General features: G+C 66.1%; 23 protein-coding genes. 6 read left to right on the top strand and 17 right to left on the bottom strand.

Annotated elements, in window-relative coordinates; translation table 11 throughout:
• Positions 1-42: 42 nt before the first annotated feature.
• Positions 43-957: a LysR family transcriptional regulator gene (locus FM113_RS03185; protein WP_087011450.1), complete on the top strand. Its 915-nt coding sequence runs from the start codon at positions 43-45 to the stop codon at positions 955-957.
• On the opposite strand, the gene FM113_RS03180 is transcribed toward FM113_RS03185, so the two are convergent.
• Entirely contained in the window at positions 941-2437 is a 1497-nt protein-coding gene (locus tag FM113_RS03180; protein ID WP_087011448.1) for an MDR family MFS transporter, read from the bottom strand. The genes FM113_RS03185 and FM113_RS03180 overlap by 17 nt on opposite strands.
• Positions 2438-2491: 54 nt before the next feature.
• Complete coding sequence (locus FM113_RS03175) at positions 2492-3094, bottom strand: hypothetical protein (protein ID WP_140393276.1); 603 nt, start codon at positions 3092-3094, stop codon at positions 2492-2494.
• A gap of 51 nt (positions 3095-3145) precedes the next feature.
• On the opposite strand from FM113_RS03175, the gene FM113_RS03170 reads away from it, so the two are divergent.
• On the top strand, positions 3146-3493 hold the full coding sequence (locus FM113_RS03170) for a GNAT family N-acetyltransferase (protein ID WP_087011444.1): 348 nt from the start codon (positions 3146-3148) through the stop codon (positions 3491-3493).
• Between the two features lie 31 nt (positions 3494-3524).
• On the opposite strand, the gene FM113_RS03165 is transcribed toward FM113_RS03170, so the two are convergent.
• The 9 genes from FM113_RS03165 to FM113_RS03125 all read right to left on the bottom strand — a co-directional run bounded on the left by FM113_RS03165 (position 3525) and on the right by FM113_RS03125 (position 11092).
• Positions 3525-4277: an SDR family NAD(P)-dependent oxidoreductase gene (locus FM113_RS03165; RefSeq protein WP_087011442.1), complete on the bottom strand. Its 753-nt coding sequence runs from the start codon at positions 4275-4277 to the stop codon at positions 3525-3527.
• Positions 4278-4374: 97 nt separating this feature from the next.
• Positions 4375-5139: an ABC transporter permease gene (locus FM113_RS03160; RefSeq protein WP_087011440.1), complete on the bottom strand. Its 765-nt coding sequence runs from the start codon at positions 5137-5139 to the stop codon at positions 4375-4377.
• A complete protein-coding gene (locus FM113_RS03155) occupies positions 5136-5921 on the bottom strand; it encodes an ABC transporter ATP-binding protein (RefSeq protein WP_087011438.1) in 786 nt (261 codons plus the stop codon). The genes FM113_RS03160 and FM113_RS03155 overlap by 4 nt, the downstream gene beginning before the upstream one ends.
• Complete coding sequence (locus tag FM113_RS03150; protein ID WP_087011436.1) at positions 5914-6285, bottom strand: DUF1048 domain-containing protein; 372 nt, start codon at positions 6283-6285, stop codon at positions 5914-5916. The genes FM113_RS03155 and FM113_RS03150 overlap by 8 nt, the downstream gene beginning before the upstream one ends.
• A 79-nt stretch (positions 6286-6364) precedes the next feature.
• A complete protein-coding gene (locus FM113_RS03145) occupies positions 6365-6685 on the bottom strand; it encodes a PadR family transcriptional regulator (protein ID WP_087011434.1) in 321 nt (106 codons plus the stop codon).
• A gap of 116 nt (positions 6686-6801) precedes the next feature.
• A complete protein-coding gene (locus tag FM113_RS03140; protein ID WP_254908852.1) occupies positions 6802-8643 on the bottom strand; it encodes a cation-translocating P-type ATPase in 1842 nt (613 codons plus the stop codon).
• 95 nt (positions 8644-8738) lie between these two features.
• Complete coding sequence (locus FM113_RS03135) at positions 8739-9113, bottom strand: helix-turn-helix transcriptional regulator (protein ID WP_087011429.1); 375 nt, start codon at positions 9111-9113, stop codon at positions 8739-8741.
• A 45-nt stretch (positions 9114-9158) separates the two neighbouring features.
• Positions 9159-10793 carry a cytochrome bc complex cytochrome b subunit gene (locus FM113_RS03130; RefSeq protein ID WP_087011427.1) on the bottom strand — a complete coding sequence of 545 codons (1635 nt, stop codon included), beginning with the start codon at positions 10791-10793 and terminating at the stop codon, positions 9159-9161.
• The gene (locus tag FM113_RS03125; protein ID WP_087011425.1) at positions 10790-11092 is read right to left on the bottom strand and encodes a putative quinol monooxygenase; all 303 of its coding nucleotides are present in this window, start codon (positions 11090-11092) and stop codon (positions 10790-10792) included. The genes FM113_RS03130 and FM113_RS03125 overlap by 4 nt, the downstream gene beginning before the upstream one ends.
• 227 nt (positions 11093-11319) lie before the next feature.
• Here FM113_RS03125 and sigJ point away from each other — a divergent pair, with 227 nt between their 5' ends.
• Positions 11320-12288: an RNA polymerase sigma factor SigJ gene (gene sigJ, locus FM113_RS03120; RefSeq protein ID WP_087011424.1), complete on the top strand. Its 969-nt coding sequence runs from the start codon at positions 11320-11322 to the stop codon at positions 12286-12288.
• On the opposite strand, the gene FM113_RS03115 is transcribed toward sigJ, so the two are convergent.
• Positions 12222-12881, bottom strand: coding sequence for an asparagine synthase (locus FM113_RS03115; protein WP_087011422.1), 660 nt, complete (start codon positions 12879-12881; stop codon positions 12222-12224). The two genes, sigJ and FM113_RS03115, sit on opposite strands and share 67 nt — an antisense overlap.
• A gap of 118 nt (positions 12882-12999) precedes the next feature.
• Complete coding sequence (locus tag FM113_RS03110; RefSeq protein WP_087011420.1) at positions 13000-13689, bottom strand: metal-dependent transcriptional regulator; 690 nt, start codon at positions 13687-13689, stop codon at positions 13000-13002.
• Positions 13690-13846: 157 nt separating this feature from the next.
• Here FM113_RS03110 and FM113_RS03105 point away from each other — a divergent pair, with 157 nt between their 5' ends.
• Together FM113_RS03105 and FM113_RS03100 are read left to right on the top strand one after the other, a co-directional pair.
• The gene (locus FM113_RS03105; protein WP_087011417.1) at positions 13847-14905 is read left to right on the top strand and encodes a polyprenyl synthetase family protein; all 1059 of its coding nucleotides are present in this window, start codon (positions 13847-13849) and stop codon (positions 14903-14905) included.
• On the top strand, positions 14902-15930 hold the full coding sequence (locus tag FM113_RS03100; protein WP_087011415.1) for a LacI family DNA-binding transcriptional regulator: 1029 nt from the start codon (positions 14902-14904) through the stop codon (positions 15928-15930). Before FM113_RS03105 ends, FM113_RS03100 begins: the two co-directional genes overlap by 4 nt.
• Here the strand turns inward: FM113_RS03100 and FM113_RS03095 are convergent.
• Entirely contained in the window at positions 15927-17438 is a 1512-nt protein-coding gene (locus FM113_RS03095; RefSeq protein WP_087011413.1) for an APC family permease, read from the bottom strand. The genes FM113_RS03100 and FM113_RS03095 overlap by 4 nt on opposite strands.
• Before the next feature lie 251 nt (positions 17439-17689).
• On the opposite strand from FM113_RS03095, the gene FM113_RS03090 reads away from it, so the two are divergent.
• A complete protein-coding gene (locus tag FM113_RS03090) occupies positions 17690-18490 on the top strand; it encodes a nitrilase-related carbon-nitrogen hydrolase (RefSeq protein WP_087011410.1) in 801 nt (266 codons plus the stop codon).
• Between the two features lie 71 nt (positions 18491-18561).
• Here FM113_RS03090 and speB read toward each other — a convergent pair whose 3' ends face one another.
• From speB to FM113_RS03075, 3 genes are all read right to left on the bottom strand, one after another.
• A complete protein-coding gene (gene speB / locus FM113_RS03085; protein ID WP_087011408.1) occupies positions 18562-19551 on the bottom strand; it encodes an agmatinase in 990 nt (329 codons plus the stop codon).
• A 159-nt stretch (positions 19552-19710) separates the two neighbouring features.
• Positions 19711-21162 (bottom strand): PLP-dependent aminotransferase family protein, encoded by a 1452-nt coding sequence (locus FM113_RS03080; RefSeq protein ID WP_087011406.1) that lies wholly within the window; start codon positions 21160-21162, stop codon positions 19711-19713.
• Positions 21159-22007 carry a site-specific DNA-methyltransferase gene (locus FM113_RS03075; protein ID WP_087011404.1) on the bottom strand — a complete coding sequence of 283 codons (849 nt, stop codon included), beginning with the start codon at positions 22005-22007 and terminating at the stop codon, positions 21159-21161. Before FM113_RS03075 ends, FM113_RS03080 begins: the two co-directional genes overlap by 4 nt.
• Between the last annotated feature and the right edge of the window lie 195 nt (positions 22008-22202).

The following is a 22202-nucleotide window of genomic DNA, read 5'->3' as shown; positions in this document are numbered from 1 at the left end:
ACTTTGGACCCCGGTGAGGTCCAGACAGGAGAGGGATACTCGATGATCGATCTTCGCCAGCTCCAAGCGCTCAGCGCGGTGGCCGCAGAGGGCTCCGTAGCTCGCGCCGCGACCCGACTCGGATGGAGTCAGCCCACCGTCGACTACCACCTGCGCAATCTCGACCGACTCGTGGGGGCGGATCTCACGGTGCGCAGCACGCGCGGGAGCAAGCTCACCACCGCCGGGACGCTGATGCTCGAGCGCGGTGAGGAGATTTTGAGCCTCTCCGACCGGGCGCTCACCGACGTGCGAGACCTCGCCCAGCTGGGCCGGATCCGGCTCCGCTTCGGTACCTTTCCGACGGCTGCCGCCCGCCTCCTTCCGGGCATCACGAGCCGTGTCGCAGAACTCGGCATCGAGCTCGATGCGACTCTTGAAGAGCTCGCACCGCTCGTCACGCGCGTCAACCAGCACACCCTCGACGCGGCGCTTGTGTACGCGGCTGGCGGCTACCAGCTCCCGTTCCGCGCGGAGGTGCATACCACTCACCTCTTCACAGACCCGATGCTGCTCGCACTGCCCGCCACCCACCCCGCAGCCCATCACCGCAGCTTCGACAGGGAGACGTTCCTCTCCCTTGCAGACGACAGCTGGGTCATGGGCTCGACCCCCGGCGACACCCTCGACGATCTTGTCCGGGAGGTCTTCCTCGCCGAGGGGTACAAGATCGACGTCGCGATTCGGACGGACGACTACTCTGTTGTGCTCGGTCTGATTGCCGCGGGCATGGCGGTCGCACTGGTGCCAAGCCTCGTCGGGAACCACCCGCCCGAGGGCGTGGTGCTCCGCCCCATCGACGATCCCCGGTTTGCACGGGAACTACTGCTCGCCGCGCCCGCCGGCCCCAGCGGTCCGTCGGCGGCCGTGCGCCAACTTGCTGAGGCCGTGCGGCGCTCGATCAGTGCGCTGGGGTAGCCGGCGCTGCAGTTACGTCCGCGGCCTCCGGCGGAGCGTCTCGCACAAAGAAGGCGACAACCACGCCTATGGTGGCGGCGATCCCACCGATGAAAAACGCCATGCGCGTCCCCGCCGCAAGCGCGTGCGCGTCGACAGCCTCCGGGCCGCCAGCGGCCTGGGTCGATACCAGGGTCATCACCGTGATGAACAGCGCGGTGCCGGCGGCACCTGCCACCTGCTGCACCGTGGAGATCATCGCGCTGCCGTGGGAGGCGAGCTGCGGCCGCAGCGAGCCGAGCGATACGGTGAACAACGGCGTGAAGACACCCGCGAGCCCAATACTCAGGAGTAGGTGGGTGCCGAGCACCTGCCACAGTTGTGTGGAATCCGTGAACAACGCCATGCCCCACAAAGCGACGGCGGTAACAATCGTGCCCGGGATGAGCACAAACCGCGCCCCGCGAGCGTCAACGAGCCGGCCGACAAACGGTCCGAGGAGCCCCATGACGAGGCCGCCGGGAAGCAGCAGCAGACCGGTCTGCAGAGTATCGAAGCCCAGCACGTTCTGCGTGTAAATCGGGAGCAGGATCAGCGACCCGAACAGCGCCATCGAGCTGAATGTGAACAGGACAACGGACAGCGCGAATGGCCGCGACTTGAAGGTGCGCAGATCGAGCAGCGCCCGGTCCTCACGCTGCAAGCGAAGCTGTCGCCACACGAACAAGATCATTGCGAGCACGCCAATTACGACGGGGATCCACGGGGCGATCGGGGGCGTGCCGCTGGCACTCTCACCCACGAGGCTGAGGCCATAGACGAGCCCACCGAAGCCGAGCACCGAGAGGAGCACCGACACGAGATCGACCCGAGCCACCCGCTGCTCCCCCACGTTGGGAAGGCGCAGCGCCCCAATGACAAGCGCGATTGCCGCAATCGGCAGCACGATGAGGAACAGCCAGCGCCAGCTGAGCACCTGCAGGATCAAGCCAGAGATCGTCGGGCCGAGCGCCGGAGCGACGGAAATGACAATCGCAATTCGCCCCATGAGGCGACCCCGTTGTTGCTCGGGAACCAGCGTGATGACCGTCGTCATGAGGAGCGGCATCATGATCGCGGTACCGCTCGCTTGGACAACGCGCCCCACAAGCAACACGGCGAAGCCGGGGGCGAGCGCCGCGATCAGCGTCCCCAGCGTGAACAGGCTCATCGCGGTGATGAACAGGTGCCGTGTTTTCACACGCTGGATCAGCATGCCCGTGATCGGGATCACAATGCTCATGGTGAGCAGGAACGCCGTGGTCAGCCACTGTCCGGCGACCGCCGTGATACCGAGGTCACTCATCAGTTTGGGCAGAGCAACGCCCATGATCGTCTCGTTGAGGATCACCACAAAGGAGGAGATCAGGAGCACCCAGATCGCGAGCTGCTCGCGCGGGCCGAATTCACGTTCGGTACTGAGGGAGGGCGGATCGACTGGCGTGTTGCGGGAAGAAGACATAAGAGATCGATCTTATCCCAAAACCGGCTCGGACCACGCCATTTCCCCGAACGTTTACCCGGCAGCCTCCGGCCGCTCGCTCGGTTTCGACTGCGGCTTCACCTGAGGTTTCGACTGCTGTTCCGCCCACTGCGCGCACGCTGCGTCAGCGTCTTCGGGCAGGCCGAGGGCCTCGTGCGCCTGGGCAGCGGCCCGGGCCGTGTCTTCGGCCCCCTCCCACGAGTACCCGGTGAGCTTATGTGGGGGCAGTTTCATGACGCGGCCGATCTGCTCGCGATCGTCTTGCAGTGTTTCGCGAACATCGTCGACCGCGGCCTGCGCATCCTCCGGCCACGTTGTCGACTTCGGATCAAGCCTGCCCGCGGCGATCTTGCTCGCCGCGGCGACTTCTTCCAGCGCGTCGCTCACAGGCTTCGCGTCGGCGAGCTTCGTGTCGGAGACCGCACCGCGCGCGAGCGCAAGGCGAAGCTGCTCGAGCTCGGCGTCTGCGATATCCCAGGCCGCATTCACCGGGCAAACGGCGTCGAGGTACGCTCCCCCCGCCTCGCTCGCGGTGAGCACCTCGGGCTCCGGCTCTGGCTCCGGGGTGCAGCCGACAAGCATCAGTACCCCGATGGCGGCTCCGAGGGCGACGGACACCCGACACAACTTCTGCACCCTTTGAGAATAGCCGAGCGCCACTGACGATCCCGGGTTAGGCTGAGCGACATGGCACGCTATCTGACGGAAACGCAGGCGACTGCGGACGGCTTTCACATCGTCCACGAGCCCGATCAGCAGCGCTTTGCGCTGTACGCTGCGGCAGCGGAGCCGGACCGCCGCTTGATCGGCGAAGCGCACTATTCCTTCCGGGGTGCGGCCGGGGAGTCCGGCACCATCATCGATTTCGACCACACAGTTGTGCACCCCGATTTTCGGGGCACTGGCCTGTCCGGGCTGCTCGCGCATCACGCGGTCACGTCGGAGGTTGTGCAAGGCCGCCGGGTGCTCGCCTCGTGCTGGTTTATCGAGGGCTATCTGGCGAGACACCCGGAACTGCTGACGCCTGACGCGTAGGGCGTCACGCGGCAGCAACTCCGGAACCGGCCTATGGAGCGGTGTAGCCGCCGTCGACGAGGTGGTAGCTCCCGGTCACGAACGAGGCCGCGTCGCTCGCGAGGAACGCCACCATGTGCGCGATCTCTTCGGCCCGGCCGAGTCGCCCCATCGGGTGCTTCGCGATGAGCGCGGCGCGCGTTGCCTCATCGGCGTTTTTCAGCAGCGGAGTATCCACGTAGCCGGGGCCGACCGAGTTGACGCGTACCCCAAGGGCCGCCGATTCAAGTGCGGCAGTCTTCGTGAGCCCCACAACCGCGTGTTTACTTGCCACGTAGGCGGGCGAGCCGGCACTGCCGACGCTGCCCAGGATCGAGGCCATGTTGACGATCGAACCACCGCCGTGCTGCACCATATGTGCTTGCTGGGCGCGGGTGCCCCGGAAGACGGCAGAGAGGTTGATGTCGATGACGCGCTGCCAGTCGTCGTCCGAGTAGGCCGCCGTTGCGCCGACCGCTCCCCCGATTCCCGCATTGTTTACCGCGATCTTCAGGGGCGCGAGCGCCACGGCCGCGCGAATCGTCTCGTCGATAACCTCGGTTGATCCGGCGTCGCCGACAACCGTGACGGCGGTGCCACCGGCCGCGGTGATCTCCTGCACGACGGCGTCGGCACTGCCGGCGTCCAGATCCTGCACCACAACCTTCGCGCCGTTCTCCGCGAGCAGCAGCGCGACCGCACGGCCGATCCCCGATCCGGCCCCCGTCACCACCGCTGAACGATCCGAAACCTCATACTGTGCCATAGCGTGTGTCCCTTCCCTGCGAGATCTGGGCGGGGTACCCCGTCCTCACGCTCCACGCTATGCCCCGCTTGGGAAGACGGCAAGGCCGCCCGGCGAGCTACCCGACTCGTCGCCGGTAGAGCGATGTCGCGACCACGAATCCGACGATCAGGATCCCGACGAGCCAGGCGAGCGCGCTCCACAGCTCTGCGCCGACGGGCTGCCCGGCGAACAGCGCGCGGATCGTGTTCACCACGGCGGTGACCGGCTGATGCTCGGCGAACCACGCGAGCGGTCCGGGCATGGAGTCCGTCGGCACGAAGGCCGAGCTCAAGAAGGGGAGAAAGATGAGCGGGTAGCTGAACGCGCTCGCACCGTCGACTGTCTTGGCGCTGAGCCCGGCGATCACCGCGAGCCAGGTAAGTGCGAGGGTATACAGGGTGAGGATCCCTGCGACGGCGAGCCACGCGAGCGGCGAGGCTGAGGTCCGGAAACCGAGCAGCAGAGCCACCCCGATCACGAGCGCCACGGACACGAGGTTTGCGGCGAGCGAGGTCAGCACGTGTGCCCAGAGCACGCTTGAGCGGGCGATCGGCATGGACCGGAAACGCTCCGCGATCCCGCCCCGCAGATCCTGGAACAGACGGTAGGAGGTGTAGGCCACACCCGAGGCGATCGTGATGAGCAGCACCCCGGGGAGCAGGTAGTTCACGTATGAGGTGCCGGAGCCGGTGCTGATCGCGCCGCCCAACACGAACACAAAGAGCAGCATGATCGCGATGGGCATGATCGCGGTGGTGATGATCGTGTCCGGGCTGCGCAGCACATGACGCAGCGAGCGCCAGGTCAGCACCCGGGTATCGGTGAGCGCGTGCGTGGTCATGATGCAGCCTTTCGTGCCGGATCCTCGACAAGTGCGAGGAAAACGTCTTCCAGGGAGGGCTGCTTCTCGACGTATTCGACCTTCGCGGCCGGCAACAGCCGCTGCAGCTCGGCAAGCGTCCCCTCCTGGATGATGGTGCCATCGTGCAGGATCGCGATGCGGTCGGCCAAGTGTTCGGCCTCGTCAAGCGTTTGGGTGGTGAGCAGCACGGTGGTGCCGCTCTCAGCCATGGAGGTGATCGTGCTCCACACCTCGATGCGGGACTGCGGGTCCAGCCCGGTCGTGGGTTCGTCAAGGAAGATCACGGGTGGATCCCCGACGAGGCTCATGGCGATATCGAGCCTGCGCCGCATGCCGCCGGAGTAGGTGCCGGCCCGGCGTGATCCGGCGTCGCTTAACGCGAAGCGTTCAAGCAGCGTATCCGCGATGACACCGGGGGTCGGGAGGCGGCGTAGCTGCGCCACGAGGATCAGGTTTTCGCGTCCGGTGAGCACCTCATCCACCGCGGCGAACTGCCCGGTCAGACTAATCAACTCGCGCACGTGGGCGGGGTCCGCGGCTACGTCATGACCGTGGATCTCCGCGGTCCCGGCGCCGCTGGGGAGCAGCGTTGCGAGGATGCGCACAAGCGTGGTTTTCCCCGCTCCGTTGGACCCGAGGAGCGCGAAGATCGTGCCGCGCGGCACTTCGAGGTCCACACCGCGCAGCACCGAAAGGTTCCCGAACGATTTTTCGAGGCCGCGGACACGGATCGCTGGTCGGGCGGCTGCACTGCTAGGCATGACGCTCACCCCCGCTCGCGGCGTCAATGGCCGCGATTAACCGCGTCCGCTCCTTGTCGATCCATTCCTTGCCGGCATACGCTCGCGCAAAGGTCTCGGCGAACTCGACGGGATCCTCCCCGACAAGATCGCGGATCGGGGTACCGTCAACGGCTGCCCGCTCCCAGAGATCGACGTGATCGCCAAGCAGCTGCACGAGGGTATCGCCATCGGTGAACCCGGCCCAGTAGGTGAAGTAGCGCTGGAAGGCTTTCGCCGCCGCGCGATACGGCTCGGGCAGGGCCTCGAGCCGCGCGGTGTCGGCTCGGTACTGCTTCTTCTGGTCGAGCGAGCCGATGAGGGCATCAATCCATTTGGGGATCATGAAGTAACTCCTGAGTCAGAGGGCGTGCGTGTGACGCACGCGAGTGAAAAGTGTGTGAGTCGTGGTGCCCGGGGACGGGTCAGCCACGCAGGTGCGCGATGCGCGCGGAGAGGGTCGTCCAGGTGTCCCAAAACTCTGCCAATTGTGTGTGGCCGGCATCGTTCAGTGAGTACACCTTGCGCGGGGGCCCCTTCTCGGAGGGCACCTTCGCGATGTCGACGAGGCCCTTCTGTTCGATCCGAATGAGCAGCGCGTAGACCGTGCCCTCCGCGATGTTTTCGAAGCCCTCATCACGCAACCGGGTCGTGATCTCATAGCCGTATGCCGGCTGATCCGACAGGATCGCGAGCACGATTCCCTCAAGTGTGCCCTTAAGCATTTCGGTCATCAACGATGCCATTGCGCCCCTTCCCCGAACTGAAGCCGCCACACTGGGCGACTCACTAGCGTTACTACCTACCGCTAGACAGTAACACTAAGTACCGGTACTTGGCAACACCAGGTACCGGACGCAGTTCAGACCCTCCGGTCGCGTCTCGGCACCCGCGCGGCGCGCAACCCGTTCCCGATTACCAGCATTTCGGCGAGCTCGTGCACCAGCACAACCGCGGCGAGGCCGAGGGCGCCGGTCACCGCGAGCGGAACGAGCACCACGATGATCGCGATCGACAGCGCCACATTCTGCGTCATGATCGTGCGACCGCGGCGCGCGTGTGCGAGCGCCTGCGGGATCAGCCGCAGGTCGTGCCCGGTGAACGCCACGTCAGCGCTTTCGATGGCCGCGTCGGAACCGGTCGCGCCCATCGCGATCCCCACACTCGCGGCCGCGAGTGCCGGGGCGTCGTTGATGCCGTCCCCGATCATCGCGGTCGCGGCGCGACTCGAGGACTGCACCACCCACGCCGCCTTCTGTTCTGGCCGGAGCTCGGCGTGCACCTCGGGAACCCCGGCCGCGGCGGCGAGCGCGTGCGCGGCCCGGGCATTGTCGCCCGTGAGCATTGCGACCGCAATCCCCCGATCCCGCAGCATCGCCACTGCCTCGGCAGCCTCAACTCGGAGCTCATCTCGCACCCCGATCACGCCGACGGGCCGGCCGCCACGAGCGACAACCACGCAGCTGTGCCCCGCATCCTCGAGCCGCGTGGCCTCGCCAGCAAGGGGTCCCGGATCCACCCAGCGCGGGCTCCCTACCGCGACAAGCTCGCCGTCGATCATCGCCTGAATCCCACTGCCCGCAAGCTCAGTAACGTCCCCAGCGACCGCAGCTCTGTCGCTCCCCCCTGCCGCCGTGATCGCCGCGGCGAGCGGGTGAGTTGAGTGTCGCTCCACGGCTGACGCGAGCGCCAACACCTCGGCCCGGGACTCCCCCGCGGCCACCACAACCTCAGTGACCTCGGGCTGATTCCGAGTGAGCGTGCCCGTCTTATCGATCGCGACCCGCCGGATCCCGCCGAGCCGCTCGAACGCGGCCCCGCTCTTCACCACGATCCCCAAGCGACTTGCGGCGCCGATGGCAGAGACGACGGTAACTGGGACGGCAATCGCGAGTGCGCAGGGAGACGCCGCCACAAGCACCACGAGCGCACGCGTGATCCAGGTCTCCGGCTCACCTATGAGCGACCCGAGGAGTGCGACAAGCGCGGCGAGGATCATCACACCGGGCACGAGCGGGCGCGCGATCCGGTCGGCGATCCGGGCCCGCTCCCCTTTCTCGGCCTGCGCCCGCTCGACAAGCGCGACGATTGTCGTCAGTGAGTTATCGGTGCCGTCCGCCGTTGCTTCAACTTCGAGGGCACCCGTGCCCGCGATCGTTCCCGCCGAGACTGCGAACCCCGGTTCTCCCACCACGGGCAACGATTCACCGGTGATCGCGGAGGTATCGAGCACACTGCGCCCGGCGCGGATAATTCCGTCGGTCGCGATTCGCTCCCCGGGACGCACGAGCAGGAGATCCCCCGCACCAAGCTCGCGTGCAGGAATCACGGTGCGGGATCCACCACGGAGCACCGTTGCCGTTTCGGGAACGAGCGAGAGCAGCGCACGGAGCCCGCCGCGGGCGCGATCCATCGCCGCGTCCTCGAGGGCCTCTGCCAGCGAGTAGAGGAACGCCAGCGCGGCCGCCTCACCGAGATACCCGAGGAGCACCGCACCGACAGCGCTAATTGTCATAAGCAAGCCGATCCCAACCCGGCCCCGCCGGAAGAGCGCGCGCAGGGCGGCCGGCACGAAGGTGACAGCACCGAACACAAGCCCGAGCGCGAACGTGATCTGCGCGGCGAGTTCTTGCGCCGGACCACCGAGAATTTCCAGACCAAGGCCCGTAACACACGCAAGGCCTGAAGCGAGCGGGAGGCGGATCCCTGGGTTGCGCCACCACGACCGCGGGAGCTGTGGCTCCGCGAGTTCACCGCCGGGTACACGCGCTGAAGTTTCGCCTGCGCAGCACTCGACACTCACCGCTCAGTGCCCTCCCCCGCACGGCCGGGTTCGCAGCACCCGGCGACCGCGCAGCCAGGGTCCACACACGGCACGCGCTCGTCGACCGCGAGCGTGATGTCAACGAGCGCGCTGAGCGCCGCCGTGAGGTGCGGGTCGGCGATCTCGTAGCGCGTCTGTCGCCCCTCGGGCTCAGCCACCACGATCCCGCAACCCCGCAGGCACGTGAGGTGATTCGACACGTTGCTGCGCGTGAGATCAAGGTCGCGAGCCAGCTGCGCCGGGTACCCCGGACCGTCGAGCAGCGCAAGGAGAATGCGTGATCGACTCGGGTCAGCCATTGCGCGGCCGAGACGATTCATGGCGTCAACGCGAGAAGTAATGGTCAGCATACGCTGACCATACAGCGGTCACTGACCATTGGGCAAGCTCATCGCTCAGGGAATGCCCCGGTGCGCGGCGTCACCCCCTTCAGGATCTAGTGCAGGACCTACTTCAGAACCTACTTCAGGACCTACTTCAGGCTCGACGAGCCGATCTGAGAAGAACCAGTGTGCGAGCGCGGCCCGCAGCCGAGTTCTGCCCGCAAGGTGCTCTCCTACACGCGGCACGCGAATGACTTGCGGCCCACCGGGCTCCGGGAGCCGACGCCAGCGTTCGTCCGGCGACAGCGCCGCATGCCGCTCCACATACGCACCCCCTGGCAAGCGGACGACCTGCCCCGTCTCGCGACCGTGCACAAGCTCAGCGCGGTCCCGGTGCTGCAGCCCGAGGCACACGCGTTTCGTGACCGCGTAACCAGCGATCGGCCCGAGCACAAGCGCGAGCTGCAGTGCCAGCAGTACGCCCTCGATCGAAAGCTGAAAATGCGTCGCGATCAGGTCCGAGCTGGCCGCCGCCCAGAGCACCGCGTAGAAGATGACACCGGCAACGCCGAGACCCGTGCGCGCCGGCGCGTTTCTGGGGCGCACAAGTACATGATGCTCACGCTGGTCCCCTGTGATCCAGGATTCGAGAAACGGGTACGCGGCCACGAGCCCCAGGAAGCCGAGCAGCACAAGCACCGGGACCAGCATGTTCCAGGACCAGGTCAGGCCGAGCCACTCGGTCTCCCACCCCGACGGCACCAAGCGAAGGATTCCATCAACAAAGCCGATATACCAGTCTGGCTGCGTCCCGGCCGAGACCGGCGAGGGATCGTAGGGGCCGTACGCCCAGACCGGGTTGATCCCCACAACGGCCGCGATGAGCACGATGACTCCGAACACAATGAAGAAGAACCCGCCCGCTTTCGCAGCATAGACGGGCAGGAGCGGGTACCCCACGACGTTGCCACCCGTAGCACCGGGCACCCGGTACTGGGTGTGCTTGTGCAGCACCACAAACACAAGGTGCACGGCGATCAGCGCGAGCATCACCGCCGGAATCAAGAGAATGTGGAGCGCGTACAGTCGCCCCACAATTGCGGTGCCCGGAAACTCGCCCCCGAACAGCAAGAACGAGGTGTACGTCCCGACCACCGGAATCGACTTCGCCACGCCGTCCGCAATGCGGAGCCCGTTCCCGGAGAGTGTGTCGTCGGGAAGTGAATAGCCCGTGAATCCCTCGGCAATCGCCAGCACGAAGAGCACGAAGCCGATCACCCAGTTCAGTTCTCGTGGCTTCCGGAACGCTCCCGTGAAGAAGACGCGCAACAGATGCAGCCCGATCGCGGCGTTCATGAGCAGCGCCGCCCAGTGATGCGTCTGCCGGATCAGAAGTCCGCCCCGCACCGAAAACGAGATGTCGAGCGTGGACGCCAGAGCCGCCGACATCTCGACGCCTTTCAGCGGCACATAGGGGCCCGCATACGCGAGCTCCTCCATCGACGCCTGGAAGAAGAAGGTGAGAAAGGTCCCCGTAATGAGCAACACCACAAAGCAGTAGAGTGCGATCTCCCCAAGCAGAAAAGACCAGTGGTCCGGAAAGACCTTCCGCGCGAGTCCGCGCACTGCCCCCGCAAGTTTCGTTCGCTCATCCAGATAGTGCGCCGCAGCACTCGTGAACCGCGAGCCCCGTGCGGCGCCAGTCACCCCGAGAACTCCCGAACCACACGGGCCACGGTCGGGTGTGGCACCCCAAGTTCGGCGACCCGCCGCGCATATTCCGCGGCCGCCGGGTCCGCCTGCGTCGCGTGCGCCGCCTCAGCGCTGTGCCACCGCGCAACGACGATTATCCGGCGACCGTCAAGCCCCTCCAGCAGGGTGAGATCGATACACCCGGGACGCCGCGAGATCACACGCTCCGCTCCCTCTTCAAGCAGCGCCAGTACCTCGCCCCGCCGCTCAGGCGTCACCTCGACCACGTTCACCAGGGTCACCGTGTCAGCCATACCGTTTCCTTTCGTCCGGAGGCGCTGCCCGCGTGCGGCGAGAGTCCGTCGTCTGCTGGCGCCTCACCACATAGGACGAGAGTGCACAGCCCGACGTGAGATCCTGCGGGTACGGACCGAAAGTTCCATGCCCGCCTCACGTTTCCGGGGGCTCCCTCGTCTCATGGGTACGCGCGGACCGTACGAGACGCGCAGCGCCCGCAGGCCCACGACCGGGAAGGACCCGCATGTCCCCAGATCAGCCCGAGGTTCCGGAGCTCCACCACGGACTCCTCATGGCGCTCAGTTATCGCTTCCTCGGGTCGATATCGGAGGCGGAAGACGCCACCCAAGAAACCTACCTGCGCTGGTTTCGGCTCGCACCGGACGAGCGCTCCGAGATCACGAACCCGCGCGCGTGGCTGAGCACGACGGTGAGCCGAATCTGCCTCGACACCCTCAAATCTGCGCGGGCGCGCCGTGAGCGCTATGTGGGCGAGTGGCTTCCCGAGCCCGTCCCGCCGACGCTGCACTGGACCACTCTGGCGAACAGGACTGACGCGATTGACCCCGCCGACCGGATCGGCATGAACGAGTCTATTTCGCTCGCTATTCTCGTGCTCCTCGAATCGATGACCCCCGCTGAACGGGTGGCGCTGATCCTGCATGACGTCTTCGAATACCGATTCGTCGAGATTGGGAACGTGCTCGGCCGCAGCGCCGAGGCCTGCAGGCAGCTCGCTGCAAACGCCCGGCGTCGGGTCCGGCAATCTCGGCGCACTCCGATCGCTCGTGACGCGCATGCCGCCGCCGTCCACGCGTTTCACCGCGCCTGGGAGTCTGGCGACATCGCCGCGCTGGTACGCACGCTCGATCCCGCAGCTCAGGCTGTGGTCGATGGTGGTGGCGCTGTCTCCGCGGCGCTCGCACCCATTCACGGGGCGCGCAAAGTGGCTGAGTTCTTCGCGGGGGCACACACGCGCGCGCCGGGACTCGTGACACACGAGGCGATCGTAGGCGGCGAACCCGGTCTTGTGGCGACCGCGCAGGGACGAACTGTCGCTGCGATGGGCTTCGAGATCCGATCCGAGCGCATCACCGCTGTGTGGGCGCTGCGCAACCCGGACAAACTCACCCGGTGGGGCGGTCGCTACTCGCGATCTTTCCGCTTAAAAAAGCGCACCTTCTCGGGTTTGCTCGCGGCGGGGGCCGCGTGATCCTTCATGAGCTCCGTGAGGTCTTTCTCGATGAGCTGCTGGATCCGGCTATCGCGCGCCTCCTGGTACTCCTCAGAATCGCCGCCGCTGTAATAGGGATGAGTGGCGCGCTCCTTCAGCGAGTCGCCGATTTCATGCCACGCAAGGTCGCGCGCCCGTACCGCAGTTGCCTGCAGCCCCGCCTCGTCGGCGGCCTTCGCATGAAGCTCCTCGGCGACGCGCTCATAGACTTCCTGGCGATGCCGCAGCGTACGGTTGTCGTCGTTGCCGTAGTCTGATTCACTCCAGGAGCTGCGACCCGTGTCCCGGATCTCGCCGCGCATCCGAGCGATGTGCTTGGCATCGCGCTCACGCTCACGCGCGAGATCCTCCGTCGCTTCGCGAACCATTTCCACGATCTGCGCCTCGTCATAATCGACATGCTTTTGCAACGCGTTCATGATGATGGCGTTTTTCACGGTCATCCTGATTGCGACATCCGCGACGAGCAACCCCTGCTCGACAATCTCCTCAACCGGGGCCAGGACACGCTTCGGCAGTCGTCGCAACGGGCGCGATCCGCCACGCTTGCGCTTCTTTGACCAGCCGAACACCGTGCTCCTCTCGCGCACCCGGAAGGGCGCTCCCCCATCATCCCGGATTTCACGACGGTTGCGCAGTCCCCACTCCGGGCGAGTCCGGCACGAGGGAAAACAACGTCGGGCCGAGCGCCTAGGCGGCTTCGACCCCGTGCACCGAGACCCACATCGACGCCGCCGCGGCCGGCCCGAGACTCACCGGGTCACTCGCGCCCGCCACCCGCACCAGCACGGCTTCAGAGTAGGGTTCTCCCGGCAACACGTCGAGTTCAGCGTCGACAACGAGTCCGCGGCTCGCGAAGTACTGCAGCATCGCGGTGTCGGAATCTGAGATCCGCTCGACTCGCACGTGAGCCGGAGCTTCCACGGACGCCAGGATCACTGCGTCTGGGCGATGCACCCGGCCGTCCGCACTCGGAATCGGATCGCCGTGAGGATCACGAGTCGGGTAGCCCAACGCTCGATCGACCCGATTGATCAGCTCGTCTGACACGGCGTGTTCGAGGCGGTCTGCCTCGGCGTGCACCTCGTCCCACTCGTATCCGAGCGCCTGTACCAGGAACGTCTCCAAGAGCCTGTGCCGCCGGATCATCGAGACCGCGTTTTCGCGCCCCGTGTCGGTCAACGTCACGCTGCCATACCGGGCGTGGCCGATCAGCTCGAGGTCGGAGAGCTTACGCAGCGCGTCGGACACTGTCGAGAGCCGCACACCCGCTGACTCCGCGATGGCTGAGTTCGACACGGGCGCGTCAGACCACTCCTGCAGCCCCCAAATGACTTTGAGGTAGTTCTGCATGCTCGGGGAAAGATTGTCGACGCTCACGCACTCAGGATAGCCTGCCCGCTTCGGCTGGGCCCCGGACAGATCCCCGGAATTCCGCGTGAGTTCTGCGATATTTTCCTGCTGAATCGATTTGGCACCGGGGTTCCGGCGCCCCTACGCTGGAGGAATCAGCCCCGAGGACGAGGAGAGCATCCGAATGGCAGCCCTGCAGCAGTCGCAGTCCCGCAGCACAACTGAGACCTCACCCCAGGATGGGTCGCGCACACGTAATGAGGCTCCCGCGTCAGCGGTCGAGGAGCTCCTCTCAGCGGTGGTACAGAAGCTGGCGGACATCGTCTCAGATCGTGTGGCTCGAAGCCCGTGGGCACAGGATGCACCCGCGGGAATCGCCCCGCTCTCGGGTGGAAAGCACGTGCGTGCGCGGGCGTTCCTCACCGCCGCCTACGCATATGGGATTCCCGACCGCCCGGGGGTCCGGGACGAACTCATCGACATCGCCGCCGCCCTCGAACTCGTCCACACCGCCTCGCTTGTCCACGACGACATCATCGACGCGTCTGCCACGCGCCGCGGTGCCCCCGCTCTGCACCAACTCACGACTCCCGCGACCGCAATCTTGGTGGGCGACCAGCTCTTCGCGCTCGCGCTCGCGCACAGCGCCTCGCGCGGAGCCACCGTCACGGCAGCGCTCACTCGCGCATTCGCCGATCTCTGTGAGGGGCAGCTGTTGGAATCAGCGCTCCGGTGGGATGCGGATGCTCTGGCGCTCCTCGAGCGCTACGGCGCATTGAAGACCGGAGCGCTCTTCGGTGCCGCCTTCGAGCTTGCCGCGCACAGTGCGGAGCGCACGGGTGCGGAGCAACTTCGCGCGCGCGAGGCGGGAATCCGGTTGGGCCTCGCGTTCCAGTTCGCGGACGACCTGCTCGACATCCACGGTGATCTCGAAGAACTGGGGAAGGACCACGGCGTCGACCTTCGCAACGGGGTTCCCTCGTTTCCACTGTGGCTGGCCGCGCAGCACCTCTTCGCGGATGCCGGCCCCGACCACGCCACGGATCAGACGGCCCTCGCCGCGGTAGCGGGCTCAGCGCTTGTCAGCGCCCGTACCCGCGAGCGCATCGACGCCCTTGTCGTTGAGGCACGCAGCGTACTCCCGCCCGCGCAGGATCCCGCACTGCTCGAAGCGGCGATCCGCGCGGTCGTCACCGCACCGGCCCCGATCCGACTGCCGAACACGGAATCCGAGGAATCATGAAGCAGCGCCGCACCACGATCAAGGATGTCGCCCACGAGGCTGGCGTCTCAGTCGCCACCGCGTCAGAAGCGCTGAACGGGAAGGGTCGTGTCGCCGCGGCCACGCGTCAACACGTGATCGACACGGCGGCCCGTTTGGGATACACCGCGAATCGACTCGCGAAGAATCTCAATGCAGGCCGCACCGGCTCGTTGGTGCTCTCAGTCTCACCGACGTCTGCGAACACGACCGCGTCGGGCGTGCAGCCGGAGTGGGACATCGACTACTACTTCCGCGTACTCAGCGGTGCCTCAGCGCACGCATTCCACCGTGGCTTCCTCCTCTCCATGCTGCCGTCGAGTACCCCCTCTCCGGCGTTCCTGTCAGCCGCGGACGGACTGATCGTCGTGGACCCGAGCGAAAACGACCCGCTCGTCCACGCCGCCACGACGGCTGGCCTTCCCTGTGTAACTATCGGACGCAACTGGGATGACCTTTCGTGGGTCGACAACGATTTTGCAGCCGGGACCACGACGGCGCTCAGCCACCTGAGTGCCGTGCGGCCCGCTCGTCCGGCACTGTTCCTCAGCGAGACAAGCTCCTCGTATGTGCGCGATGAGCTCTCCGCATACCTCGACTGGTGCTCCTCCGCCGGAGTTGACCCCGTGATCCTGCGCTCTCCCGGTCCACGGGTCGACGAGGCCGAGGCAACGATCCACGCGGCGCTCGCGTCACCTGAGCGCCGCTTCGACGCGGTACTCACCACTCTCGATACGCTTGCGCACGCGACCGAACGCAGCGCTCAGGCGCTTGGCCTGCGCATCCCTGACGATCTGCAGGTCTTGAGCCTCACCGACAGCCGTTCACTCGACTATGGCCTGAACACACCTGTCACCGCGCTCGACCTACAGCCCATCCGTCTCGGTGAGATTGCCGTCGACCTGCTCCTCGACGGGCTCGATGGAACGACGGAGCGCCGCCGAGAACTTGTCCCGACGGCGCTCACCGTGCGCGGTTCCACCCTGCAGCCGGAGGACGCAAGCTAACCGCGGACACCAGCAGACGGTGCCCCAGTCTCCAGGTCGGAGCGATCTTCGTCATCGTCGTCTTCGGATTCGTCACGCTCGAACACAACAATCGTGGATCCCGTGGACGCAGCATGCAGTCGCTTCCGGTGAACCCAGCGCTCAACGATCACGCCGAGGACTCCCACCGCGGTGATCCCGATCACCGTTGACCAGTCGGTCGCCCACCCGGCACCGCTCTCTCGGGGCCACGCGACATTCACAATCTGGAACACCAGCCACACAAGCGCGAGGAGACTCACAGCCCTCCCGGCGCGACCGAGGAACAGGCTCGGGTCGTCGCTCCACCGACCCCGGAGTCGAGCGACGGCGAGCCCCAGCACGGGGAAGAGGAACGATAGGAAAAACCCGACCGAGGAGAATGAGATCAGTGCCATCTGAATCCCCTCGCTCTGGAACGGAATAAACAATAGGGCCGCGATCACGGCCGCAATGAGCACGGCCCGCCGTGGCAGCCCGGTCTCGCCGGAGAGCCGTGTCAGGAACCGGGCGAACGGGAGTTCACCGTTGCGTGCGGTCGCCCAGATGATCCGGGAGACGGTGATCTGAATCGTCATCAGACTGGCAGCGAAGGCGATGACAAACAGTGCAAGGATGCCACGGAACACTGGTTCCGGGAACGTCGCCGCGATGATCGCTACTGCAGGATCCGCCGCATTCTCGGGATCCTGCAGGAACGCATCATTCGGCACCGCCAAGGTAAAGGCAAGTGTGCTCAAGAGCACGATCACCATAATTGCAAAGAAGGACACAACCATCGCCTTCGGCACCGCCTTCTTGGGCCGCTTCACCTCTTCTGCGATCGAACTCGCGCTCTCAAATCCGATGGCGAAATAGCTTGAGAACGCAATTGCCATCACGAGCGGCGCGGCGAAAAACGCACCGCGGTAGTCCCCCAGTGATTCAGGCGACAGGTATTCGAGCCCTTGATGTCGTTGAAAGAACAGCAGCCAGACCGCGACCCCGATCGACCCCACGGCCTCCGCCACGATGACCGTTACCATCAGGATCTTGATGAACACGCGACCCGCGAGGTTGACCAGCGTACTGAATGCGAGCATCCCGACTGCGAGCCAGGTGACGAGTTCCGGGCCGGCCGAGGGCATATCGAAGATCGGGGGGATCAGCACAGCCCCGGCATACGCCACGGCGGGAAGCGTGATCAGGAGCGTCCAAATGTAAGTCCAGGAGGCAAACCAGCCGTAGCGGTGCCCCAGGAGCCTGCGTGACCACTGATAGATCCCGCCCGAGTCCGCCCATTTCGAAGCGAGCATGCCCAGGGTCAGGACCACGATGAACTGGCCCGCGTACAGAATAAGGCCTCCCCAGATGAATGCCGGGCCAGAGGTTGCAAGCCCCACCCCCAGCACGCTGTAGACCGCCACGATCGGCGACACGAAGGCGAAAGCCACGGACAAGGCAGAGAACATGGTGAATTCACGTTTCATCACCGTCGGCGCCGTACTCATAGAAACTCCTTTGCTTCATTTCGGCGACGGACGCGACGATCATTGGCGCGCCCGGAAGTAGTTCGGACACATCGGAACCATGCCGTCACTGTCCGAAAGTCACGCTACCGCGGCCGAAACGTTTTAGCAAGTAGCAAATGGGCTAGTTCTGGCCTAGGATCTTTCAGTGAAACGATTAGGCAACCCGTCCCTGGCCGCCCGAGTACCCAGAGCACCCACGGGACCCCTGCTTGCCCAACACGAGGAGCCACATGCACACCCGCACACTGCACGTCACGGTGATTCAAGACGCACCCCGCCCCCGCGACCTCGCGGCAAACCTGCGCCGGGTCACCGCCGCGCTCGCCAGCTCTGCCGACACCGATCTGCTGCTCTTCCCAGAACTGTTCCTCAGCGGATACCAGACCGCGGGCCTGGCGGAACTCGCGCTCACACACACCGACCCGCGCGTGATCGCGCTGGCCACCGCGTGCCGGGACGCGGGCACGGCGCTCCTCGTCGGATGCATCGAGGCGGCACCGGAGGGATTCTTCGATGCCATTCTCGCGATCGACCGCGATGGAACTGTTCGGGGAATGGTCCGCAAGACCCATCTCTTCGGGAATGAGAGCGAGGCCTTCCGCGCCGGCGACACACTTACCCCCATCACACTGTGCGAGACCACAATTGGCGTCGTGAATTGCTTCGAGATCGAGTTTCCGGAGGTGGCGCGCACCCTTGTGCTGCGCGGCGCACAGCTCATCGCCGCGGGCTCGGCCAACATGCATCCCTACACCCTCGACCACCGCATCGCGGCAACGGCCCGGGCACTCGAAAACCGCGTGCCCGTCGCCTACGCTAACCGGGTCGGTACCGAGTCCGGACACGAGTTCTGTGGCGGGAGCCGCCTGGTGATGGCAGACGGAGGGACCCTCGCCGAGCTCGACTCCGCGACATCAGGTGTCATCTCCGGCAACCTTTCCCTTACGGACCGCTCGCGCACCGCGGCGACTCCCCCAGACCCCCTCACGGATATGCTCTCCCAGCGACGGCCGGCCCTGTACGCGCGCTAACCCGGCCCCGCACACACCGCAGCCCCACCTGCCTGGAAACGACAGCGTGGGGCCGCGGTATGAGACGGCTCTTAGCCGATGTAGATCGGCTCGCTTGGGGATCCAGCGTGGAACGCAAGCGCCTCGAGCGCCAGGCGGCCCGCGATCAGCTGCGTGCGCGTGGAGTGATCCAGCGAAGGCGCGGGTTCCGCAATGTCAAGACCAATCAGGCCCGCGGGCGAGATCCCCCGGACGATCTCGAAGGCTTCCCGAATCGTCATTCCGCCCGGGGTCGGCGCGCAGGTGCCCGGCGCAAACGCGGCGTCGAGCGCATCAATGTCAAAGGTCAGGTAGAACCCTTCCTCACCGACGCGCTCAAGGATCTGCTCGACGGCCCAGGCCGTGCCCTTCGTCCAGATATCTTCGAGCCAGATCACCCGAATACCGTGGTCACGGCAGTACTGGAGCTCAGTCTTCGGATTCATCCAGCCGTTGATTCCAACGAGCACCATTTTTGCTGGGTCGTAGCCATTGTCGACCGCGCGGGTGATCGTGCAGCAGTGGCTGAGCAGCTCGCCACCGACGTCCGGCGCACTGTCAAGGTGGGTATCGAACTGCACCCACCCCGGGCTCGTCCCAGGCTTCCTGGCCGCGTTCCCGACCGGGATACTCACCGAGTGGTCGCCGCCAAACACGACGGGGATCGCTCCGCCCGCAACGATTTCGGCGATGTCAGCCTCGACTCGCTCAAAGGTCTTCGGTGTATTCCCCAGCGCAACGTGGCAGTCGCCCCCATCGAACAACGGCAGATGCGTGAAGAGGTCAAAGTCGAAGGTGGCCTGGAAGTTCGTGTACTGCACCGAGGTCTCTCGAATTGCACGTGGTCCGTAGTTCGCGCCACTGCGACTGATTGTCGTCGCGTCGAACGGGAAGCCGTAGACCACGGCCTTCGCACCCGCTGCGGCGATCGCCTCACGCGTGAGCTCGATCTTGGGCACCCCCATGAACGTTCCCCCAAGCCCGCCGTGCAGCAGGCCGTTCCACATGGTCTCGTCTACCGATGCCGACGTCTCTTCACTCATGGTTTCCTCATTTCACGTGTCTCGCGGCGGGCCGCGTTCATTGATGAAACGTTTTGGAGCTTCATTGCCTTGCTTAGGCTACGCTGCCGAAACGCTTCGGCAATCGTAGCAAGTTCGGCCCCTAGGTGTCTACCCACCCCAAGCGAAGAAAGTGGCAGGCTATGCGTCGAGAATGCCGCGCAGGCGTACAAGCGCGCGCTCAAACTCGGCGTCATCCGGGCCGCCCACACCCAGCACCAGGCCCGCGAGGCCGGGGACACTGTCCCGCTGCTGCCAGTACCCAGCGAGGCCCTGCACCCCGAGTCCGTCCGCACGCGCTGCGTCAAGCACCGCGGTTTCTCGTACGGGACCCTCCGCTCCGGCGAACTCGATCACCGTGTGCAGGCCGCCATCCATCGGGCGCACCCGTACGCCCCGCGCTCCCGCGAGCCGATCCGACACTGCGTCACGGCGCGCCGCATACCGCCGCAGCATCCGAGCCGTGTGCCGCCGCAGCTCCCCGCTCGCGAGGTAATCAGCGAGCGCCGCTTGTACAACCCCTGATACCGGCCCACCCAGCTCACGCCGCAGCGGCTCGATCCGGGCGCGCAACCCGGCGGGAGCCAACAGGTATCCGGCAGCGAGGCTCGGGGCCAGGGTGCGCGAAAAAGTGCCGAGCAACACCACCGAGCCCTGCGCCGGATCGTCGAGGGCCGCGAGGGTCGGGAGCGCGCTGCCCGTGTAACGCAGCTCGGAATCGAAATCATCCTCGATCACCACCACGCCGGTGCGCCGCGCCCACGCGAGCAACTCGCGTCGGCGCGGCAGCGGCAGCGAGCCGCCCAGCGGGTACTGGTGGCTCGGCGTCACGATCACGGCGTCAAGCATGCCGCTGGGCAAGCGTCCGGTGTCGAGCCCCTCGGCGTCCGTGGGTAACGCGACGATCCGCGCGCCGTGCGCCTGCACGGCGCCGCGCAACGAAGGCAAGCCCGGATCTTCGACACCCACGACAAGTTCGCGGCCGCGCCCCCCGCCAAGCGCTGCGAGGAGCAGCCCGAGACCGTCTCGCGTACCGGCGGTGACCAGCACATCGCTCGCCTGCCGGGCAGTACCGCGCATGCGCCGCAGATGCTCCGCGATTTCGTGACGCAGCGCCGGATCTCCGAGCGCAGGCGGTGCCACATCGACCCGCCCAGCCGCACTGCGCCACGCAGAACGCCACGCCGGACTCACCACGGTGTCGGTGATCGGCTGCCCGGGGGCGAGTGGGGCGGGGGCTTGCACAGGCTCGGGCGCCGGGGCCCCCACTGGGGTCGGACTCATCGCGGAGCGTGGCTCCACAAGTTCAAGCGCCGGGTTGACCCGGGTGCCCTGCCCGTGCGTCGCTGCGAGATAGCCCTCGGCAACAAGCTGCTCATACGCCACAACGACCACGCCGCGGGCAACACCCAGACGACGTGCGAGCTCCCGGGTGGCGGGAACGGTTTCCCCCGGGCGGAGCGTTGCGGCGTCGATTGCCTCGCGCAGTGCCGCAGCAAGCTGCACCGGCAGCGGGGCCTCCGCAGTACGGTCCAGGTGCACGGGGAACCCGGCCGCGCCACCACCGCCACCACCGCGATTCGCCTCGGTCATGCGAAGCTCACCCCCTGGCCCGCGAAACGCTCACGCATCACGTCGATTGCCTCCGGGTTGTCGTCAATCAGGACAAAGCGACGATCCAACTCCGCGGCGGCAGCCCCCGTCGTCCCGCTCCCCGCGAATGCATCCAGCACCCAATCCCCCGGCCGGGAGGATGCCTGCACGATCCGGCGCAGAATCCCGACGGGCTTCTGCGTCGGGTACCCGGTGCGTTCGTGCCCGGTCGGAGAAACGATTGTGTGCCACCAGGTGTCTGTCGGCAGCTTGCCCCGCTCGGCCTGCTCGGGAGTGACGAGCCCCGGGGCCATATAGGGCTCGCGGTCCACCGCCTCCGCGTCGAAATAGTAGTAATCCGGAAGCTTCGCGTACACGAGGATGTTGTCGTGCTTCGCCGGCCACCGGCGCTTCGTCCGGGCCCCGTAGTCGTAGGCCCAGATAATCTCGTTGATGAAGCACTCGGGCCCGAACATCGCGTCGAGCAGGACTTTTGCGTAGTGCACCTCGCGGTAGTCGAGGTGCAAGTAGAGCAGGCCGTCCGGGGACAGCACACGCCAGGCCTCTTCGAGCCGAGGTTCCAAGAAGTCCCAGTAGTCCCGGAAGCGGTCGTCGTAGGCGAGTGTCATTTCGCGCGTCACGTCGTAGCCCTGGCCCCGAAACCCGAGCCGACCACCCTCCGCACGCACGCCCGTCACCCGCTCGGCCTGCCGTGACCGTCCCGTGTTGAATGGCGGGTCCAGGTACACCGTCGCGAACGCGCTGCCGGGAAGCCTGCGCATGATCGGCAGGTTGTCGCCCGCGTAGACCACACTCGGGCCGGCAGGATCCCAGGGTTCGCGCATCTACCCAGCGTACCGGGGCGACGTGCGGCCGGGCGACGGTGCCGGATCGGGCCAGGTCGGGGAACACCGGGAACCGGCCCAACTCTCCCGGAGGCTTTCTATCGAGAACGACCCAAATATCGCGAAAAATGGGGGCGGTTTCAGGTGGTGAGTGCAACACCTGCCCTATCTCTAGCAGGAAGCCCTCACCACTGA

Origin of the sequence: Leucobacter sp. 7(1) (assembly GCF_900163635.1) — a bacterium.
Lineage (GTDB): Bacteria > Actinomycetota > Actinomycetes > Actinomycetales > Microbacteriaceae > Leucobacter.
This window is presented reverse-complemented; position numbering and strand designations above follow the sequence as displayed.